Source organism: Natrinema longum, assembly GCF_017352095.1.
GTDB lineage: Archaea > Halobacteriota > Halobacteria > Halobacteriales > Natrialbaceae > Natrinema > Natrinema longum.
In genome coordinates, this window is record NZ_CP071463.1 from 2216107 (window position 1) to 2232807 (window position 16701).

A 16701-nucleotide genomic window follows, 5' to 3' on the forward strand; every position below is an offset into this window, starting at 1 on the left:
ACCCAGCGGTGGTTTGGCGCACCTGCTATCGCGTACTCGAGTGTCACTGCGAGCGAGTAGATGGACAAGCGTGGCCGTTACTCGTCGGCCGGTTCGAGATCGTCGGCATCGAGTTGTCCCTCGAGATACGCGACTCCGAGGTCGTCGATCTCGTAGTAGCCTCGTTCGACGCGGGTGACCAGTTCGTAGTCGACGAGGACGGAGAGACGACGATTGACCTGTTCTCGACTTTTGTCGATATTCTTCCCGATAACGGCCGGTGAGAGGGTGAGACCCGACGAGTCGAGGACTTCGAGAATGCGCTCGTCAGTTGGCAATTGCATCCATTCGCCGGGTTTTCGCATCGTATGGGTGTTCCTGAATAGATTCTTACGCCTATCGGTCCATCACATTCGAGTCATCAATATCCTACCCATAGATCATGTATTAGTGATTAGATTTATGAGGATGGCAACAGAGCCGTTGAATTACGGGAAAGTGAAACTGGCAGACTAATCGGTAGGCCTGCCAGAAACAAGCGGTCCGGTGTGTAGGCACCGAGCCGCGACAGCTCCCGTATTCCAGCTCCGGAAGCCATGTCCGACCACAATTCGCGGGCCCTTGAAGGCCCCGACCGATCAGGTGCATCGATGTCGAACGCTCGAGTCCGCGCCGATGGCGGGACACAAAACGAGTCCGTCCGCGATTGCCTCGCGTCGATCGACTACCTCACGCGCACCTTGCTCGCGTCCATCCGGATGACGAGACGGACCTCGGGACGACCACCCACGAGAGCCGTCTCGAGGCCGCGCGACACGTCCGCGGGATCAGGGTGGAGGCCAGTCGGGTCGGACTGTTGTTGGTCGGCCCCGAAGCGGTGATCCCCTACCAGCCGGGCGACGATCCCGACCGCGGTTCGTCGCCGACCGATCGCTCGCGCTCGTTCACGACCGCCTATCTCGGGCCGGACGCGGAGGCCCTCGAGCGCCAGCGGGGGGAGAGTGGGTGTGACAGTGGTGATAAATGATGTCGGTGCAGCGGTGGTCAGACGTTGTCAGAGTTCGAGGAGACGAGACTGTCAGCGAACGTAACTGACGAGAGAGTCGGTTGCCTCGGTCACGAGCCTGCGTTCGATTCGCCCTTGCCAGTATCGATATCGTCTCGTGCAATCGACTGGACGCCCCACGGAACGATGCGACTATCGTCGGGAGTGCCGCCACGAATCCATGCATTCGCAGGAATTTCGATCAGTCCATCCATCCAGGTTTTGGTCGTGAGTGAGAGCGTGATGTACTGCTCGCCGTGGAACGGCCGTCCGTCGTGGTTCGAAAGGACGAGCCACGGTCGCGCTGCATCGTCCCCCTTGTACGGATCAGCACCGTAAACGACGTCTCCACGCTGGTAAATCGGCTCACTGCCACTCACTGTGAGTCCTCCTCGAGACTCGGATGGGGCTCCGACGGCGCGTGTTCTTTCCACGCCGCTTTCTCCTCGGCTCCGAACTGCTCGTTGAACAGGCGCGTCGCACGGCTGTAGCCGTCGTATCGCTCGAGTCGCTGTGCATCGCTCGTGATCGCCCAGTACGTCCCCTTGTGTTCGACCAGTTCGCGGTTTTTCAGCCGTGTCAGTGCCGTGCTGACCGTCCCGCCGTCGAGTTCCGTTCGGGCCGCGATCTCCGTCGCCTTGAACGCGCGATCGTCGTTCGCAGCCAGAAAGCCGAGCACCTGCTCCGTGCTGGAGAGTTCCTCGAGTTCGTCCTCGCTCGAGTGGTCAAACGTCTCCCGATCGATGGACATGATCGAGACTACTGTAGCGCGTGTTATATGCGTTACTCCTGTAATGGCCGTTATTGCGCGTCGTACAGGATATTCTCTGCGATGAGCTGGGGGGAACGAGTTCGTGCACTCCCCCGTCGTTGTGGAGTTACTCGATAATATCTCTATCGACCGGCGTCATCCAGTCGGCTAACCTCGGGCGTATCTGGAGCCACGACGTTCTCTCCCCGTTTGACTATTTTCATTGCGTAGTTGCTAGAGACAATAGAGTTCGATGAACAATAGAACTGTCGTTAGTTTTGATTCGGATGAAAACAATACTGTTTGTCACGGGAACGATATACGGGTCCATTCGATTGATCCGTGGCAAAATGCAGTCCAGTGTATAGGCACCGGACTGCGCTACCTCCCGTATCAGTGCTACAGAAGCCATGTCCGACTACAATTCGCGAGCCCTTGAAGGCCCCGATCGATCAGGACGGAGGCCAGCCAGGTTGGGCAGTTACTGGTTGGTCCCGAGGCGATGATCCCCTACCGGCCGGGTGACGATCCCGACCGCGATTCGTCGCCGACCGATCGCTCGCGCTCGTTCACGACCGCCTATCTCGGGCCGGACGCGGAGTCCCTCGAGTCCGAACTCGAGCGCCAGCGTGGGGCGACTAGCGATGAGAGCGATACAGAATAACCCCGCGGTGGTACAGTCTCGGATGACCCAATCGAGAACGTGAACGAGATCTACATCGATTCGAACCCGTGGCGTTCTCGATGTGCGGCGAGGAATCTCGCGTGTGGACGGCGATCCTCGTCCGCCGGTAGCGTCAGTGAGTCTCCCTCGAGTAAACCTTCACGTCGCTTGAGGGCGTAATAGCAGTTATGTCCGAGTCAGCGCTCGCCGACCAGGAGTGTGAGGCCTGTACCAGCGAAGACGACCCCCTCGAGCCCGAGGAATACGCCGACTACCGCGCGGAGATTCGCGACGACGTCTGGACGGTCGTCGACGATCACCACCTCGAGGGAACCTACGCGTTCGAGGACTTCCGTGACGCCCTCGAGTTCACCTACGAGGTGGGCGAGTTGGCGGAGGAAGAGTGGCACCACCCGGATATCGGCCTCGAGTGGGGCGAGGTAACGATCGAGATGTGGACCCACAAGATCGACGGGCTTCACAAGACCGACTTCGTGATGGCCGCCCGGATGGACCGAATCTACGAGGAGTACGAACCCGACGCGGACGCGTAGGTACTCGGCGGAAACTCGGAGTCGCTACTCCCGTGTCCGGCTGTCGAGAATCGTCGATGGCGGAGCCGACCGGAGGGATGACCTCGAACGCCGACGGACTCGGCTCGCGTCGAACGCGACCCGACGAGGACGACCGCCGGCCGGCGAACGCGCGGTACAGGGCCATGTGTCTCGAGCCCCTCGCCCCGGTATGGCTATTCCCGGCTACGATCCGAGTCGCGTCGCCGAATATACCCTCGAACAGGTGGGTGCCCGCGTCGCCGTCGTCGCGGGCGTCGTCCCCGACTCGTTCGACCTCGCAAAGAGCAGTCGCCAGCCGCCGATCGATGCGCTCGCGGATCCCGTCGATCTCGTGGCACTCGAGGAGCTGAAGGCGGTCGAAGCCATCCGGATCGCGCTCGTCTACGATCCCGCCGAACTGCCGCCCGGTGCGAGCCCGACCGACGTCGCGGTCGCCGTCGAAACCGGCGGTGGGTCGGAGACGCAACGAGCAGAAAGCGACGCCGTCGACGACGGCTGGGTCCCACTCGAGTCGACGGTCGATCTCGAGGAGACGACGGTGACGGCGGTACTGAACGACCGCCCGCCGGGTTCGACGGTGGTCGCGGGGTACGACGATCGGGGCGCGGAGAGCGACGAATCGACGGACTGATCGAACGAGAGAACGAGCAGACGGAACAGTGCGACGGGAGACGGCTGCGAGCGGTTAGGTCTCGGGTTCGATGTAGACCTTCTGAACCTGATCGTCGTGATCCCTCAGTGCGCGTTCGAGTTGGGTAATCCGCTCGTTGATCGTCCCGGTGTCGAGATCGGACTCGAACGCGACGTCGGCGGTGACGAGGAGTTCCTCGGCACCGAAGTAGACGGTTCGGAGGTCGACGAGTTCGGTGACGCCGTCCCAGTCGGCGACGATCCGGCGGAGTTCGTCCTCGTCGGCTTTCGGGAGACTCTCGCCGAGGATGAGCCGCTTGTTCTGCCAGGCGAGCGCGAGGGCAAAGCCCATCAGCATGATGCCGATAAGGAGAGCCGAGCCGGCGTCGTAGACGGGGTTTCCGGTGGTTCGTGTGAGGTAGACGCCGAAGAGCGCGAACCCGGCACCGGCGAGGGCGATCGTGTCCTCGGTGAGCGCGGTCAGCGTCGTCACGTCGCTGGTCTTCGCGAACGCCTCGCGGAGGCTCGTCCAGCCGTGTACGTCCATCTGCCGACTGATTCCCTGGTACGCCTTCCAGAGCGCGTAGGATTCGAAGAGAATCGCCCCGAGCAACACGGCGTAGTTGACGTAGACCGGATCGAACGTCGCTCCGAGCAACGTGATGTCTTCGCTGGCCCGGTGGACGCCGCCTTCTCTCAGCGCGCTGAGACCGTGACGGGCGCTCTCCCAGCCGGCGATACCGAAGAGCATGACGCTGACGAGCAGACTATAGAAGAACTGCGCCTTCCCGTGGCCGAAGGGGTGCTCTCGAGTCGCTTCCTGTGCGCCGTACTTGATCCCGACCAGCAGAAGGACTTGATTGCCCGTATCCGAAATCGAATGGTACGTCTCCGACAGCATGGCGGGGCTCCCGGTGAGTGTGAAACCGCCGAATTTGAGAACCGCGATTGCGCCGTTCGCAAACAATGCCGCGAGAACGACGGAAGTACTACTGGCCATCGACGGCGACTACGAAGGGGCTCCCTAAAAGTGTAAGCGGTTCTAGAGCCGGCCGCTCCGCAGTTCGGTGCCATCGCTGACTTTAACACCCGACCCGGCCCGCAGTGGCGATCGCATCCGAAAGGAACCTGTCAGTGCCGAGCGAACGTCGACCATGATCGCGATCTTTTCGGACACGCACAGCAGCCGGGGCCACGAACTCGAGGGAGCGGCCGTGACCGCGGCCCGCGAAGCCGACACCGTCGTTCACGCGGGAGACTTTACCAGCGAGGCGGCACTGGAGGCCTTCCAACGGGAGTGTGACCGCCTGTTCGCGGTCCACGGAAACGCCGATAGTGCGGCGGTACGCGACCGTCTGCCGACGGCGCGCGTCGTCGAGGCGGGTGGCGTCCGGATCGCCGTCACGCACCGCCGGGACGGCGGCGAGACCGGACTCGCGATGTTCGGTCGCTCGCGAGGTGCCGACGTCGTCGTCTTCGGGCACAGCCACCGGCCGACGGTCGTCGAGACCGAGGACGTCGTCCTGCTCAACCCCGGCAGCCACGCCGATCCGCGCGGGAATCGACCGGGGTTCGCTACCCTCGAGCCGTCGGCCGACGGGACGGGCGGACTCGAGGGAACGATTCGCGAGCCGAACGGGACCGTCATCGAGACGTTCGACGTTCGGACTGGGACGGAGTGAGACCTAGAGACGAGTCAGCGAACGCTCGGCGGGCTGAACGACGGCGAGTAGGAGTTTCCAGTGGCTCGCTCAGTCGGCGCGTGGCTCGTGCTCGACGGGTAGCGAAGCCATCCCGACTCGAGGACAGCGCCAGCGGGGACGTCGGGCGGGAGACTGGCGAACGGAGAGCGACCGTGGGAGTTCGGGTGTCAGAGGCGAACGGATCCACGGACAGCGTGATCGGCGGTGGGACGATTCGGGCAGCTGGCCCCGATCTCGAGGCCGGCCCTCGAAACGGGTAGGGAGGGGAGGTGGGCCGACGATCGAGGCACATATCGACGGACGAGCCGGCCGACGTTATAGTCAGCGCAAGCTGAAATCACGGTTTTAGTTACCGAAGCGGGGGCAGGATTCCACCGCTCGAGGTCGAAACTGTTAACCACGCTAACAGTGTACTCGCCGCGTATGCTGGACCTCATCACCGGTCTCCTCCCCGACGATCCGGTCATCATTGCGGTCGTCCTGATCTTGCTCGGGTTGGTCTTCTTCGCCTATCTCCTCCTCCGGCGGACCGTCCTCGAGTTCCGCGACGGGATGCGTGGGGATCGGTAGCCGACCGTCCCTCCTCAGGCGACGGCCGCTTCGATCCGCTCGAGCGCCCGCTCGACGTCCTCGCGAGCGATATCGCGGTGCGTACAGAAGCGGATCGTCGTCGGTCCGAACGGCGTCGCCAGCACGTCTCGGTCGCGGAGGGACTCGAGGACCGCCGGCGGTTCGAGTCCCGTTCCCGAAACGTCCACGAGGACGATATTCGTCTCCGGCTCCTGGACCTCGAACCCGTCGACGTCGTCGAGTCCCTCGGCCAGGAGGCGCGCGTTCTCGTGATCCGTTTCGAGGACGGGGACGTTCTCGAGGGCCTCGAGAGCAGGGCCTGCGATGATCCCCGCCTGTCGCATGCCGCCGCCGAACAACTTTCGCGTGCGACGAGCGTGATCGATAAACGACTCGCTGCCCGCGAGCATCGAGCCGACGGGCGCGCCCAGCCCCTTCGAGAGCGAACACATGACCGAGTCGACGGGGGCCGTGAGTTCGGTGACCGGCACGTCGAGCGCCGTCGCGGCGTTGAACAGCCGAGCGCCGTCGAGATGGACCGGGACGTCGCGTTCGTGAGCCGCCGTCGCCGCCGCGTCGATTTTACCGGGGTCGATCGCGAGTCCGCCGCGGGCGTTGTGCGTGTTCTCGAGACAGAGCAGTCCGGTGCCGGGCCGGTGCAGGTCCTCGTCGACTATTGCCGTAGCGACCTGCTCGGGGGCGGGAACCCCGCGGTCGGTATCGAGCATTCGCACCTGTAGTCCCGAGTGCTGCGCCAACCCGCCGAGTTCGTACTTGACGACGTGGCTCTGCCGGTCGGCGACCACCTCCTGTCCCTGCTCGGTGTGGACACGGGCCGCGATCTGGTTCGCCATCGTCCCCGTGGGGACGTACAGCGCCGCTTCGGTCCCGAGTCGGTCGGCGACGCGGGCCTCGAGTTCGTTCACGGTCGGGTCCTCGCCGTAGACGTCGTCGCCGACTTCGGCGGTGGCCGCTGCCTCGCGCATCGCCTCGTCGGGCGTGGTGACGGTATCCGAACGCAGGTCGATCATACGTCGCCGTAGCTCCGGAGGGCGGAAATAGCCGCTGGTCGATCGGTTCGACGTGTGCGCACGGAACGGGCGGGTTTAACTTCACGTTCACCAACAGGTTCGTATGGTCCCCGCCCCCGGTGCCGGGTCGCCCCCCGACGACGGTCCACCGACGACCACGGACGGCTCGAGCCCCTTCCAGCGGCACGTGTCCCGCGTCATCGATCGACTCGACGATCTCTGGCCGTTCGCCGTCGTGCCCCTGATCGTCTCGCTGCTCGAGTTCGAGAAGGTGGGACGAGCGCTCGGCCCCGCGGGGAGCGGGTTCTCGATCAACCTCGAGTTGCTGTTCCCGAGTCCGCTCGTGACCCTGTGGCGGTTCGCCAAGCCGCCGGATCCGCCGCGCGTGACCACGCGATCGCCGCGCGACGAGCCGTTTGGCTCCTCCTCGTTCGGCGAGTCGACACCGAGTGGCGGCTCGTCGACACCCACCGGATCGATTGGATCCGGCGCTACCGACCTGACGATCGAGACGCCCGTCGGACCCCTCGAGATCCCCTTCGAGGCGATCGGACCCGAGACGATCGCGTGGATCGGGCTCGTGCTCGCCGTGTACGCAGTGCTTTCGGGGATACTGCTGGCAGGCTATCTCGGCGGGATCGACCGGCGACTCCGCGGGGAGCCGATCGCCATCGGCTCGTGTCTCGTCGCCTACGCGCCACGACTCGTCCTGTACAATCTCGTCGTCTCCGGCGCGTTTTTGCTGGGCGTCTCGATCGTGTTCCTCGTCCCCCTGCTGTTCTTGCTCGCCGTTCCGGTCATCGTGCTCCTCGGCTACGTCTTCTATCCCGTTCCCTTCCTGTTCGTCGTCGACGACGCACCGTTCCGTGCGGCGTTTCGGCAGTCCGTCCGGCTCACGACCGCGGGCGGGCCGGTGCTGAGCTTCGCGCTTTGGCACCTCGCCGTCGGGATCGTCTCCTCGCTTGTGCTGTCACTGTTCGTGAGCGCCGGCGGCGCAGGCTTCCTGCTCGCACTGATCGGTTCGGCACCGCTCGGACTCGTGTTGACGGCTGCGACGATTTCGTTCCTCTGGGAGTTCCTCGAGAGCGACCGTCCCGAATCGACGGGTCGTCCCAGAAACGGCCGCCCGGGAACGGACGAGACCGACGAATACGGCTGGGCGAGCGACTGAGCGACCACGACCGACCCGATCGAACGCCGACGACGGATTCCCAATCACGAACCGTTTTTTCCTCCCCCTGCAAATACCGGGGCATGGACCCGCGAATCCGCGAACACGCTGAGATCATCGCCGATCACTCGGTCGACCTGGAGGAAGGCGACAACGTCGTCGTCGACGCCCATCCAGTCGCAGAGGACCTGGTCGTTGCTCTCCACGAAGTGATCGGCGACCGAGGCGCGAACCCGATCACGACGAGCCAGCGAACCGGGAAACGACAGCAGCGTGCGTATCTCCGGGCTGCTGACGACGAGTTCGACACGCCGGAACACGAACTCGCTCTCATTCGGAACACCGACGTCTACATCGCCATCCGCGCCACGGACAACGTCACCCAGACCAGCGATGTCGATCCCGAGACGCAAGCGGCCCACCAGCAGGCCCACCGTCCCATCCTCGAGGAACGCCTCTCCAAACGTTGGTGTCTCACTCAGTACCCCGCACCCGCAAACGCCCAACTCGCCGAGATGAGCACTGAGGGGTACGAGAATTTCGTCTGGGACGCCGTCAACAAGGACTGGGAGGCACAGCGCGAACACCAGGAACACATGGTCGAACTCATGGATCCCGCCGAAGAGATCCGGATCAAGAGCGGCGACACGACCGACGTGACGATGTCGATCGACGGCAATCCGACGATCAACGACCACGGCGAACACAACCTCCCCGGGGGCGAGGTCTTCACCGCACCCCAGCCCGACAGCGTCGAGGGCGAGGTCCTCTTCGACATGCCGCTGTACCACCAGGGCCGGGAGATCACCGACGTCTTCCTCGAGTTCGAGGGTGGCGAGGTCGTCTCCCACTCGGCGGCGAAGAACGAGGACGTGCTGACGGAAGTGCTCAACACCGACGACGGCGCGCGTCGACTCGGCGAACTCGGCATCGGGATGAACCGCGACATCGACCGGTTTACCTACAACATGCTCTTCGACGAGAAGATGGGCGACACCGTCCACATGGCCGTCGGCCGGGCCTACGACGACACCGTCGGCGAGGGCAACGAGGCCAACGACTCCGCCGTCCACGTCGATATGATCGTCGACATGAGCGAAGATTCGTTCATCGAAGTCGACGGTGAAGTGGTACAGCGGAACGGAACGTTCCGATTCGAGGACGGGTTCGCGGACGACGTTTGATCGGCGCGACCGCCTCGAGCTATCGAACGCGAGCGTCGTGAGCCGCGAGGAGGAGCGGCCGCGACGAACGGTCGTGAGTCGCGGCATTTTTCATCGAAGTTTTTGCGCGAGCGGTCGCGAAGCGACCCGAGCGGAAAAAGTTCGGAGCGATTCGTTCATCGAAGTCGACGGCGAAGTGGTCCAGCGGAACGGAACGTTCCGATTCGAGGACGGGTTCTCGGATGACGTTTGATCGGCGCGACCGCCTCGAGCAGCCGGCGGCGGCGACCGCTCGAGTCTCGTCTCGTTCAGCCCGGCCGCTCGCCGTCGGCGGTGGGTCCGATGTGTCGTCCGATGACGGGTAACCGACTGTCGCCACGACTCGAGCGGGAAGTATCGGGCGGGTTTATACTCCTGAACGGTCGATCACAGGTATGGCAATACTCGTCGCATACGACGGCTCCGCGCCCGCACAGGAAGCGGTCGAACACGCGTTTACGACCTATCCGGACCAAGAGATCGTCCTGTTGCGTGTGATCGAAGCGGCGGAGGGATCGACGGGAGCCGGAATCAAACTCGCACAGGAGGTGTTTCGGGAGCGAGAGGAGAAAGTCTCCACGGAACTGCCAACGGAGATTTCGGACCTGATCAGCGATCCCGACAGGGAGTTTCGGACCGAAACCGCCGTCGGGAAACCCGCACGGGAGGTCGTCTCGTTCGCCGAGGAGAACGACGACATCGAGCACATCGTCATCGGAAGCCACGGCCGAGCCGGTCTCTCCCGCGTCCTGCTCGGCAGCGTCGCGGAAACGATCGTCCGACGGGCCCCGGTCCCGGTCACCGTCATCCGCTGAGACGGGTTGCCGTAACGATTTACCGGCGACCCCACGGACGAGTCCGCGGGTCGCCGGCACTGTCTGACAGCGGTCCGTCTGCGGACGCTTGAGGTGGGTCGACGAACGCGCCAGCGAGCTCACGGGAGCGTTCGGTTATCGGTGTTCACGCGTTCGTTCGTAGGCGTAATCGAGCGCATCCTCGAGCGAACCGGGGCCGTCGTAGCTGGCCGAAAAGAGGTCCATGAATTCGGCGGCGATCCGGTCGCACCGCTCGAACGTCAGGACGGTCCGGACCTGTATCGTCTCGGAGAGATCGAGCCCCGGATAGCTCGTCGCCGTCAACGTGTAGCCGGGGTGATCCGCACCGTCGAGCGAGGCGGGCGCGACTTTCAACCGCAGATCACCTGATTCGTGGAGATACGTCCGATACTGCAGTTCCCGGTCAGTGTCGGCAGACGTATAGGTCCGACACTCTTCGGTGTTCCACTCGAGCGGCACGTCGGCTTCCATCGATCACTCGTACCCTCCGGAGCGCTACGTTCGTATCGCAACGAGCAATATTATCGAACGATGGTCCAGTTACTCGAATATTGGTGGGTTCGATGCCTGTAAGAGGATTATATTCTGGACAAACGTCTGCTATCGATCGGGTTATTCGGATGAACGACGAATCGGATGCTCTCTCGCGAGCGGTTCCTCGTTCGTGTCCCGCGATCGGCTGGCGATCTTCATCGCCGATTGGAGACGGCGCGTCGTCAATCGTCGCTCGAGGACTCCGCTCCGGGGACCGACTCCTCGTCGGCTTCGGGACTGACGCTGCCGGTCCGGTAGCCGTGGAGGTCGAGCGTGACGTGATCGAAACCGAGCGTCGAGAGCTCCGCGCGGACCGTCTCGACGAACTCCCGTTCCAGGGCGCGCTCGAGTTCGTCGGGTGCGACCTCGATGCGGGCGAGGCCGTCGTGGTCGCGGACGCGGAACTGGTCGAACCCCCACTGTCGGAGCAGCGCCTCGGCCCGCTCGATCCGCGTCAGTCGATCCTCCGTGACCTCGAGGCCGGTGGGGATTCGGGAGGAGAGACAGGCCATAGACGGTTTGTCGGCGACCGACAGGTCGTAGCGGGTGGCGATCTCTCGGACCTCCGCTTTCGTGATGTCGTGGGCCAGCAGCGGCGAGTGGACGGCCAACTCGTCGACCGCCCGGAGACCGGGCCGGTGACCCGCGCCCGGATCGTCGGCGTTGGTCCCGTCACAGACTGTGCCGACCCCGAGTTCGCGGGCGGTCTCGAGCATCTCGCCGAGTCGCATCGTCCGGCAGTGATAGCAGCGGTCGTCGTCGTTTTCGACGAACGCGTCGCTCTCGAGTTCCGAGAAGGAGACGATCTCGTGGCGGATACCGATCTCGTTTGCGACCCGTTCGGCGTCCTCGAGTTCGGCGGCAGGGAGCGTCTCGCTCTTTGCGGTACAGGCGATCGCGTCCTCGCCGAGGGCGTCGTGGGCGAGCGCGGCCACCACGCTCGAGTCGACCCCGCCGGAGAAGGCGATCACGACCCCGTCACGGGCCGCGAGATCCTCGCGGGCGGCCTCGAGTTTCGCCTCGACTGTTGTCATGGACCGTCGTTCGAACCGAGCGGGCAAAAGGACGTTGTCGTCGACGCAGCGATCCACGTCCCGTTGACGTAGTTGCCTCAGCCGTGGCGCTGCGAGCGGCCGCCGAGTTCGGAGACGACCGCCTGCAGTAAACAGCGTGCCAAGCGATTAAGAGACCGTCCGTGGTACCGCTGTCATCGAGAGTACTATGGCTGTCTCCGATCGATTACGACGCCTGCGATCGATCACCGAGACGGAGGGGCACACCAGCGGCGTCGACGCCCACTCCCGCGAGGAACACGTCGCCGACGCGGTGGCCCGCGGGATCCAGGGCGGGTTCGTCGCGACGCTGCTCATGACCGCCTTTCGCCTCCCGCTCCTGCGATCGCTGCCGCCGTCGGCGAACTTCTGGTCCCAGTACGTCACCGGCGACGATCCCGACGGCCATCCGATCGCGGGGCTCGCGTTGCACCTGTTCTACGGCGTCAGTTCGGGCGCGCTCTTCGGCGGACTGTTCTCCCTGTACACCGCCGGTCGATCCATCGAACCCGAACAGCGCGGGCTCGTCTGGGGCTCGGTCTACGGCATGGTCCTGTCGGCCTTCGGCGTCCAGGTCATGCTCCAGAAACTGCTCGATATCCGCCTCGAGGCCGACGAACTCGCGCTCTTTCACGCCGGCCATCTCGTCTACGGACTCTCGCTGGGAGCCTGGGTCGGCTCCCGAACCGAGGGCGTCGAAGACCCCGAACGGGAGTACGAGTACGACGACGGGAACTGAGATCGCCCGGTCTCTCGAGACGGCCGTTGCCGAGTGCCCGACTCGAGGCTTTCACGACTGCCGATCGGACGAGAACGAGAAGGCCGAGCAACAGGAGTCCGCGGCCCCAGTTTCCCGGCGGCCGCAAGCCCGTTCGTGCCGAACGGGACGTCGATTTGCCTCGTTCACTCTGGATCGAAGCCGCCGACGAGGTACTCGAGTGCGAACAGCGCGATCACCCCGACCGCGGCCCACGCGGCCGTCAGCGCGATCGTCTCCGTCGTCCAGGCGTGGGCCTCGGCGATGTTGTGCAACGGTGCCGGAACGGAGCCGGCGATGAGGCTCACCAGGAAGACGAGCGTCACCCCGCGGTTGCGGGCCAGCGCGGCGCGGACGACGCGGGCGATCGTCACGAGGCCGACGATCCCGCCCGCGACGAAGAGAGCGACGGTCGTTCCCGGATCGACGACGGCCCCGAGCGAGCCACCCCCGAGCAGGTCCGCGCCGGCGCGAACGAACGCGCTCAGCTCCCCCGAGAGGAAGACGTACTGGCCCAGTAGGATCAGGATGAGCGAGCCCGAGATCCCCGGCAGGATCATCGCGCTGATCGCGACCGCGCCGGCGAGGAAGATCACGACCGGCCCGCCGCCCGGTAGCCCGACGACGTCGGCGGCGACGAGCAACGCGAGCGTCGTGCCCACGGCTCCAGCACCGACGTGTGTCGGCGAGGCGAACTCGAGGCTCCGACCGAGGGTGATCGCCGAGGCGGCGATCAGCCCCGTAAAGAAGCCGAAGATCGCGATCGGGTGGGTCCCCGCGAGCGACGAGACGACGTCCGCGATGAGCACGACAGCAGTGACCATGCCGACGCCCAGCGGAACCAGAAACCCCAGATCCAACTCGAGTATCGCTTCCCGGGCCCGGGTTCGGCGCTCGGGGTGGTAGCCCCGGAGGATGGCGAGCGCTCGACGGGGCGTGAACGCGGTGACGGCGGCGATCAACCGACCGTAGAAGCCAAGCAGGAGTGCGACGGTCCCGCCGGAGACGCCGGGGAGGGCGTCGGCCGTCCCCATACAGAGCCCGTAGCCGTAGGCCCGGAGCAACTCGAGGCGGTCGACGACGACGTCGGATCGCTCATACTCCATGCGTCCGCTCCTGACGGATCCTGATCCGGTTTGCGGGGCCGATCGACCGTGTTCGGCTCCCTGGACACCTCGAGGCTGTCGGCGACTGTCGTCTCGAGTCCGAGCGGCCGGACTGCCGTTTCGGCTGCATGCTCGATGGGGCGACGTGCGGCCGTATAAAAGTGTGACAACCTCGTCAGCGCGTGTACCCCGAGCGCGCCGACTGGCATGCGTCGGGCTATAGTAGCCACCGCAAGTCAATACACACCTGATCGCACCACAGCTGTGCGATCAGTGTGTAAACAGTTGCAGTTGTTACTCTCCCACGTCCGCCACGAAACGCCCGGGCGGGAACTTTTTCTCGCTCCGGTTTGATACGCACCTCGAGAACATGGACCTCGAGTCGATTCCGGGCGTCGGCGAGAAGACGGCCCGAGCGCTGGCCGAACTCGACGATCCCGAGCGCGCGCTGCGGACGGGTGACGTGGAAGCGATCGCGACCGCGCCGGGGATCTCGCAGGGCCGAGCGGCCCGGATCGCACGCGGTGCGATCCGACTCGAGCACGACGATCCCGGCGGCTTTCTCGCGACCGATCGGGCGCGCGAGGTCTACCGTGACCTCCTCGAACTGCTCGAGGAGCGCACCGTAACCGACTACGCGGCCCAGCGACTCGAGACGATCTATCCGAGCTCGCGGCGCTCGCGCATCGACGAAGTACAGGCGTTCGTCCGCGAGGCGCTCGAGCGCGACCCCGATCCCGACGTGCTCGAGGCCCTCGAGGGGGTCGAACCGCTCCGGGAGCCCGGCGACGTGCGGGTTCGGGAGCGGTGTCTGGCGACGACCGACGCCGAGCGGTACTCGGCGGCCCGGGAGGCGGTCCCGGAACTCTCCGTCGAGATCGTCGAGGACGCACAGGGACTGGCCGAACTCGCACGAGGGTACGCGACCGTCATCGCCCTCGACGAGTCCTTCGCCGGCGTCACCCTCGAGGGCGACGTACAGGTCCGACCCGACGCGCTCGACACCCCGGCGGAGATCGTTCCCGAGCGGCCCCTCGCCTTCTTCGCGCGCAATCGAACCCGGCTGCAGGCGGCCGCCGCGGTCCATCGGGCCGCCGGGCTCGAGACGCCCTGCGACCTCGATGCGCTCGAGGCCGGCCTCTCGCGGCTCGACGAGGACGGGACGGTCGCGGGCGACGACGAACTCGACCGGCTGACGACGGCCGTCGACGACCTCGACGCAGCGGCGGGTGCGGCCGAAAGCGTCGCCAACGATCACCTCCGGGCGGCGATCCGCGAACAGGACGTGACGATCGAGGGCTCGGATCTGCTCTCGCTGGTCGAGCGCGGAGCCGGCGTCGACTCCCTGCTCTCGCGGGAGCTCGCCGACGAGTACGCCGCGGCGATCGAGGCCGCCCGCGATCACCTGGTCGACGCGCTCGATCTCGAGCAAGGCGAGGCCGAGATCGCCCGCCGGACGTTCGGCGACGAGCCGACGTTTCCGGTCGAACGTGACGAGGACGTGGTCGGGCGGCTGCGCGAGGAACTCACCGCGGCAAAGGATCGCCGTGCGGGCCGGCTCAAACGCGAACTCGCAGCCGATCTCGCCGACCAGCGCGAGGGGGCCCGCCAGCTCGTTCGGGACGCCCTCGAGCTGGATGTCGAACTCGCCATCGCCCGCTTTGCCCGCGAGTTCGAGTGTGTGATGCCGGAATTCGTCGCTGACGATACCGTGGCCGACGTGGGGTTCGCGATCGAGGGCGGTCGCTCGCCCCTGCTCGAGGAACCGCTCGAGGCCATCGATCCGGTCGATTACGACGTCTCGGGCGTCGCCTTGCTCTCGGGGGTCAACAGCGGCGGGAAGACCTCCACGCTGGATCTGGTCGCGAGTGTGGTGATTCTGGCACACATGGGACTGCCCGTCCCCGCCGAGGGCGTTCGCCTGCGCCGGTTCGACGACCTGCACTATCACGCCAAGACCCAGGGAACGCTCGATGCGGGCGCGTTCGAGTCCACCGTCCGGGAGTTCGCTGACCTCGCACAGGGTGGCGAGGGCTCGCTGGTACTGGTCGACGAACTCGAGAGCATCACCGAGCCCGGTGCGTCGGCGAAGATCATCGCCGGCATCCTCGAGGCGCTCGCCGAGAACGGCGCGACGGCGGTGTTCGTCTCGCATCTCGCGGGCGAGATCCGCGAGATGGCCGGGTTCGACGTGACGATCGACGGGATCGAAGCCGTCGGACTCGTCGACGGCGAACTCGAGGTGAACCGCTCGCCGGTCAAGGATCACCTCGCGCGGTCGACGCCGGAGTTGATCGTCGAGAAACTGGCAGACGAAGCGCGAGACGCGGACCTCGCAGCCAACGGCGGCGTGCCGGACGACGACGGGGGCGATCCGGAACCCGTCTTCTACGATCGACTCCTCGAGAAGTTCGAGTAACGCCCTGCGACGGAGCGACGAAAGACGCGCTGGTGTCGAGGTCGGTTTGACGCCACCGACGTAGTGGTCCGAAACGGTGGTCTGTGCAAAAACGCGGCCACCGTGCTTTTTCCTCGGTTGTCCACACTGGGAAACGGCCGTCAGTCCCCTCGCTGTGCAACGCCCATGACCGTTCGTGATACCCTGCCCCCGGCGAGTGCACAGAGCGCCGCCAGTAACGCACTGGCTGTGATCGCGAAGAGAGACCACAGCACTCCCACCACGACCGCGAGAGCCAGAATGTCAAGCGATGCTGAAAGCTCTGATGCGACGAGATCCCCAGAGGACCAGACTACCGGTAAGCCACCGACGGCCCCAGTCCGAAGGCCGGCACGTTTCACAGAGCCAGAGTGCGTTCCATAATATAGCCCAGACGCGAACCCGGCTACGACAACCGGACTCAAGTTGATTATCGCCGGGTCTGCTGTCAGAATCAACGTGAACGGTATCGAGGCAATGCCGAGGAGTACATCCACCCTCATGTAGCGGTTTTGGAACGAGGGGGTATTACTGGTGCCATTCATAGTTCTGCTGAGTAATTATATCGTTCTATTGGCATGTACTTTTGTCAGTTCCATCGATGTCGCCCTCCGACTCGTCGTCGACGGCGAAGGCTCGACGGGCGCGCGTACGAACA

Annotated in this window: 19 protein-coding genes and 2 pseudogenes; 11 read left to right on the forward strand and 10 right to left on the reverse strand. The window is 64.9% G+C overall.

The genetic code is table 11. The features are described from left to right. Positions 1-77 precede the first annotated feature (77 nt). Positions 78-344, reverse strand: coding sequence for a transcriptional regulator (locus J0X27_RS10915; RefSeq protein ID WP_207269225.1), 267 nt, complete (start codon positions 342-344; stop codon positions 78-80). 341 nt (positions 345-685) lie between these two features. Between J0X27_RS10915 and J0X27_RS10920 the strand changes: the two genes are divergently transcribed. Continuing rightward, positions 686-1006 (forward strand): hypothetical protein, encoded by a 321-nt coding sequence (locus tag J0X27_RS10920; RefSeq protein WP_224214595.1) that lies wholly within the window; start codon positions 686-688, stop codon positions 1004-1006. Positions 1007-1057: 51 nt separating this feature from the next. Here J0X27_RS10920 and J0X27_RS10925 read toward each other — a convergent pair. Beyond that, positions 1058-1404: pseudogene (locus tag J0X27_RS10925) on the reverse strand (type II toxin-antitoxin system PemK/MazF family toxin). Continuing rightward, positions 1401-1775, reverse strand: coding sequence for a MarR family transcriptional regulator (locus J0X27_RS10930; protein ID WP_207269226.1), 375 nt, complete (start codon positions 1773-1775; stop codon positions 1401-1403). Before J0X27_RS10930 ends, J0X27_RS10925 begins: the two are co-directional and overlap by 4 nt. 502 nt (positions 1776-2277) lie before the next feature. Between J0X27_RS10930 and J0X27_RS10935 the strand changes: the two genes are divergently transcribed. Then, positions 2278-2439 carry a hypothetical protein gene (locus tag J0X27_RS10935; protein ID WP_224214594.1) on the forward strand — a complete coding sequence of 54 codons (162 nt, stop codon included), beginning with the start codon at positions 2278-2280 and terminating at the stop codon, positions 2437-2439. A gap of 50 nt (positions 2440-2489) precedes the next feature. Here the strand turns inward: J0X27_RS10935 and J0X27_RS18235 are convergent. Then, positions 2490-2591: pseudogene (locus tag J0X27_RS18235) on the reverse strand (HNH endonuclease); the annotation flags it as partial. Positions 2592-2627: 36 nt separating this feature from the next. Between J0X27_RS18235 and J0X27_RS10940 the strand changes: the two are divergent. Together J0X27_RS10940 and J0X27_RS10945 are read left to right on the forward strand one after the other, a co-directional pair. Next, positions 2628-2993, forward strand: a complete 366-nt coding sequence (locus J0X27_RS10940) for a 4a-hydroxytetrahydrobiopterin dehydratase (RefSeq protein ID WP_207269227.1) — start codon at positions 2628-2630, stop codon at positions 2991-2993. A gap of 190 nt (positions 2994-3183) precedes the next feature. Then, positions 3184-3645 (forward strand): hypothetical protein, encoded by a 462-nt coding sequence (locus tag J0X27_RS10945; protein WP_207269228.1) that lies wholly within the window; start codon positions 3184-3186, stop codon positions 3643-3645. A gap of 54 nt (positions 3646-3699) precedes the next feature. Here J0X27_RS10945 and J0X27_RS10950 read toward each other — a convergent pair whose 3' ends face one another. Then, a complete protein-coding gene (locus tag J0X27_RS10950; RefSeq protein WP_207269229.1) occupies positions 3700-4644 on the reverse strand; it encodes a cation diffusion facilitator family transporter in 945 nt (314 codons plus the stop codon). A gap of 154 nt (positions 4645-4798) precedes the next feature. Here J0X27_RS10950 and J0X27_RS10955 point away from each other — a divergent pair, with 154 nt between their 5' ends. Together J0X27_RS10955 and J0X27_RS10960 are read left to right on the forward strand one after the other, a co-directional pair. Beyond that, a complete protein-coding gene (locus J0X27_RS10955; RefSeq protein ID WP_207269230.1) occupies positions 4799-5326 on the forward strand; it encodes a metallophosphoesterase in 528 nt (175 codons plus the stop codon). Between the two features lie 444 nt (positions 5327-5770). Continuing rightward, the gene (locus tag J0X27_RS10960; RefSeq protein WP_169924391.1) at positions 5771-5917 is read left to right on the forward strand and encodes a DUF7859 family protein; all 147 of its coding nucleotides are present in this window, start codon (positions 5771-5773) and stop codon (positions 5915-5917) included. Between the two features lie 14 nt (positions 5918-5931). Here the strand turns inward: J0X27_RS10960 and J0X27_RS10965 are convergent, their stop codons facing one another. Beyond that, positions 5932-6948 (reverse strand): threonine aldolase family protein, encoded by a 1017-nt coding sequence (locus J0X27_RS10965; RefSeq protein ID WP_207269231.1) that lies wholly within the window; start codon positions 6946-6948, stop codon positions 5932-5934. Between the two features lie 103 nt (positions 6949-7051). Here J0X27_RS10965 and J0X27_RS10970 point away from each other — a divergent pair, with 103 nt between their 5' ends. The 3 genes from J0X27_RS10970 to J0X27_RS10980 all read left to right on the forward strand — a co-directional run bounded on the left by J0X27_RS10970 (position 7052) and on the right by J0X27_RS10980 (position 10136). Next, complete coding sequence (locus tag J0X27_RS10970) at positions 7052-8119, forward strand: hypothetical protein (RefSeq protein WP_207269232.1); 1068 nt, start codon at positions 7052-7054, stop codon at positions 8117-8119. Between the two features lie 83 nt (positions 8120-8202). After that, complete coding sequence (locus J0X27_RS10975; protein WP_207269233.1) at positions 8203-9303, forward strand: aminopeptidase; 1101 nt, start codon at positions 8203-8205, stop codon at positions 9301-9303. Between the two features lie 413 nt (positions 9304-9716). Then, complete coding sequence (locus J0X27_RS10980) at positions 9717-10136, forward strand: universal stress protein (RefSeq protein ID WP_207269234.1); 420 nt, start codon at positions 9717-9719, stop codon at positions 10134-10136. A gap of 135 nt (positions 10137-10271) precedes the next feature. On the opposite strand, the gene J0X27_RS10985 is transcribed toward J0X27_RS10980, so the two are convergent. Next, on the reverse strand, positions 10272-10628 hold the full coding sequence (locus J0X27_RS10985) for a hypothetical protein (RefSeq protein WP_207269235.1): 357 nt from the start codon (positions 10626-10628) through the stop codon (positions 10272-10274). Positions 10629-10873: 245 nt separating this feature from the next. Further along, positions 10874-11725: an ATP-dependent sacrificial sulfur transferase LarE gene (gene larE / locus J0X27_RS10990; protein WP_207269236.1), complete on the reverse strand. Its 852-nt coding sequence runs from the start codon at positions 11723-11725 to the stop codon at positions 10874-10876. Between the two features lie 187 nt (positions 11726-11912). Between larE and J0X27_RS10995 the strand changes: the two genes are divergently transcribed. Continuing rightward, positions 11913-12482: a DUF6789 family protein gene (locus J0X27_RS10995; RefSeq protein WP_207269237.1), complete on the forward strand. Its 570-nt coding sequence runs from the start codon at positions 11913-11915 to the stop codon at positions 12480-12482. 164 nt (positions 12483-12646) lie between these two features. Here J0X27_RS10995 and J0X27_RS11000 read toward each other — a convergent pair whose 3' ends face one another. After that, the gene (locus tag J0X27_RS11000; RefSeq protein ID WP_207269238.1) at positions 12647-13606 is read right to left on the reverse strand and encodes a DUF368 domain-containing protein; all 960 of its coding nucleotides are present in this window, start codon (positions 13604-13606) and stop codon (positions 12647-12649) included. Positions 13607-13976: 370 nt separating this feature from the next. Here J0X27_RS11000 and J0X27_RS11005 point away from each other — a divergent pair, with 370 nt between their 5' ends. Further along, positions 13977-16025, forward strand: coding sequence for a MutS-related protein (locus J0X27_RS11005; RefSeq protein WP_207269239.1), 2049 nt, complete (start codon positions 13977-13979; stop codon positions 16023-16025). A gap of 140 nt (positions 16026-16165) precedes the next feature. Here J0X27_RS11005 and J0X27_RS11010 read toward each other — a convergent pair whose 3' ends face one another. Beyond that, a complete protein-coding gene (locus J0X27_RS11010) occupies positions 16166-16588 on the reverse strand; it encodes a DUF5518 domain-containing protein (protein WP_207269240.1) in 423 nt (140 codons plus the stop codon). Between the last annotated feature and the right edge of the window lie 113 nt (positions 16589-16701).

What these genes read in the sequence shown, in the direction of transcription:
- J0X27_RS10980 (WP_207269234.1), top strand. Translation starts at nt 9,717, where the DNA reads ATGGCAATACTCGTCGCATACGACGGCTCCGCGCCCGCACAGGAAGCG.
- J0X27_RS10930 (WP_207269226.1), bottom strand. Translation starts at nt 1,775, where the DNA reads ATGTCCATCGATCGGGAGACGTTTGACCACTCGAGCGAGGACGAACTC.
- J0X27_RS10965 (WP_207269231.1), bottom strand. Translation starts at nt 6,948, where the DNA reads ATGATCGACCTGCGTTCGGATACCGTCACCACGCCCGACGAGGCGATG.
- J0X27_RS11005 (WP_207269239.1), top strand. Translation starts at nt 13,977, where the DNA reads ATGGACCTCGAGTCGATTCCGGGCGTCGGCGAGAAGACGGCCCGAGCG.
- J0X27_RS10940 (WP_207269227.1), top strand. Translation starts at nt 2,628, where the DNA reads ATGTCCGAGTCAGCGCTCGCCGACCAGGAGTGTGAGGCCTGTACCAGC.
- J0X27_RS10995 (WP_207269237.1), top strand. Translation starts at nt 11,913, where the DNA reads ATGGCTGTCTCCGATCGATTACGACGCCTGCGATCGATCACCGAGACG.
- J0X27_RS10985 (WP_207269235.1), bottom strand. Translation starts at nt 10,628, where the DNA reads ATGGAAGCCGACGTGCCGCTCGAGTGGAACACCGAAGAGTGTCGGACC.
- J0X27_RS10935 (WP_224214594.1), top strand. Translation starts at nt 2,278, where the DNA reads ATGATCCCCTACCGGCCGGGTGACGATCCCGACCGCGATTCGTCGCCG.
- J0X27_RS10915 (WP_207269225.1), bottom strand. Translation starts at nt 344, where the DNA reads ATGCGAAAACCCGGCGAATGGATGCAATTGCCAACTGACGAGCGCATT.
- J0X27_RS10955 (WP_207269230.1), top strand. Translation starts at nt 4,799, where the DNA reads ATGATCGCGATCTTTTCGGACACGCACAGCAGCCGGGGCCACGAACTC.
- J0X27_RS10950 (WP_207269229.1), bottom strand. Translation starts at nt 4,644, where the DNA reads ATGGCCAGTAGTACTTCCGTCGTTCTCGCGGCATTGTTTGCGAACGGC.
- J0X27_RS11010 (WP_207269240.1), bottom strand. Translation starts at nt 16,588, where the DNA reads ATGAATGGCACCAGTAATACCCCCTCGTTCCAAAACCGCTACATGAGG.
- J0X27_RS10975 (WP_207269233.1), top strand. Translation starts at nt 8,203, where the DNA reads ATGGACCCGCGAATCCGCGAACACGCTGAGATCATCGCCGATCACTCG.
- J0X27_RS10960 (WP_169924391.1), top strand. Translation starts at nt 5,771, where the DNA reads ATGCTGGACCTCATCACCGGTCTCCTCCCCGACGATCCGGTCATCATT.
- J0X27_RS10970 (WP_207269232.1), top strand. Translation starts at nt 7,052, where the DNA reads ATGGTCCCCGCCCCCGGTGCCGGGTCGCCCCCCGACGACGGTCCACCG.
- J0X27_RS11000 (WP_207269238.1), bottom strand. Translation starts at nt 13,606, where the DNA reads ATGGAGTATGAGCGATCCGACGTCGTCGTCGACCGCCTCGAGTTGCTC.
- larE (WP_207269236.1), bottom strand. Translation starts at nt 11,725, where the DNA reads ATGACAACAGTCGAGGCGAAACTCGAGGCCGCCCGCGAGGATCTCGCG.
- J0X27_RS10945 (WP_207269228.1), top strand. Translation starts at nt 3,184, where the DNA reads ATGGCTATTCCCGGCTACGATCCGAGTCGCGTCGCCGAATATACCCTC.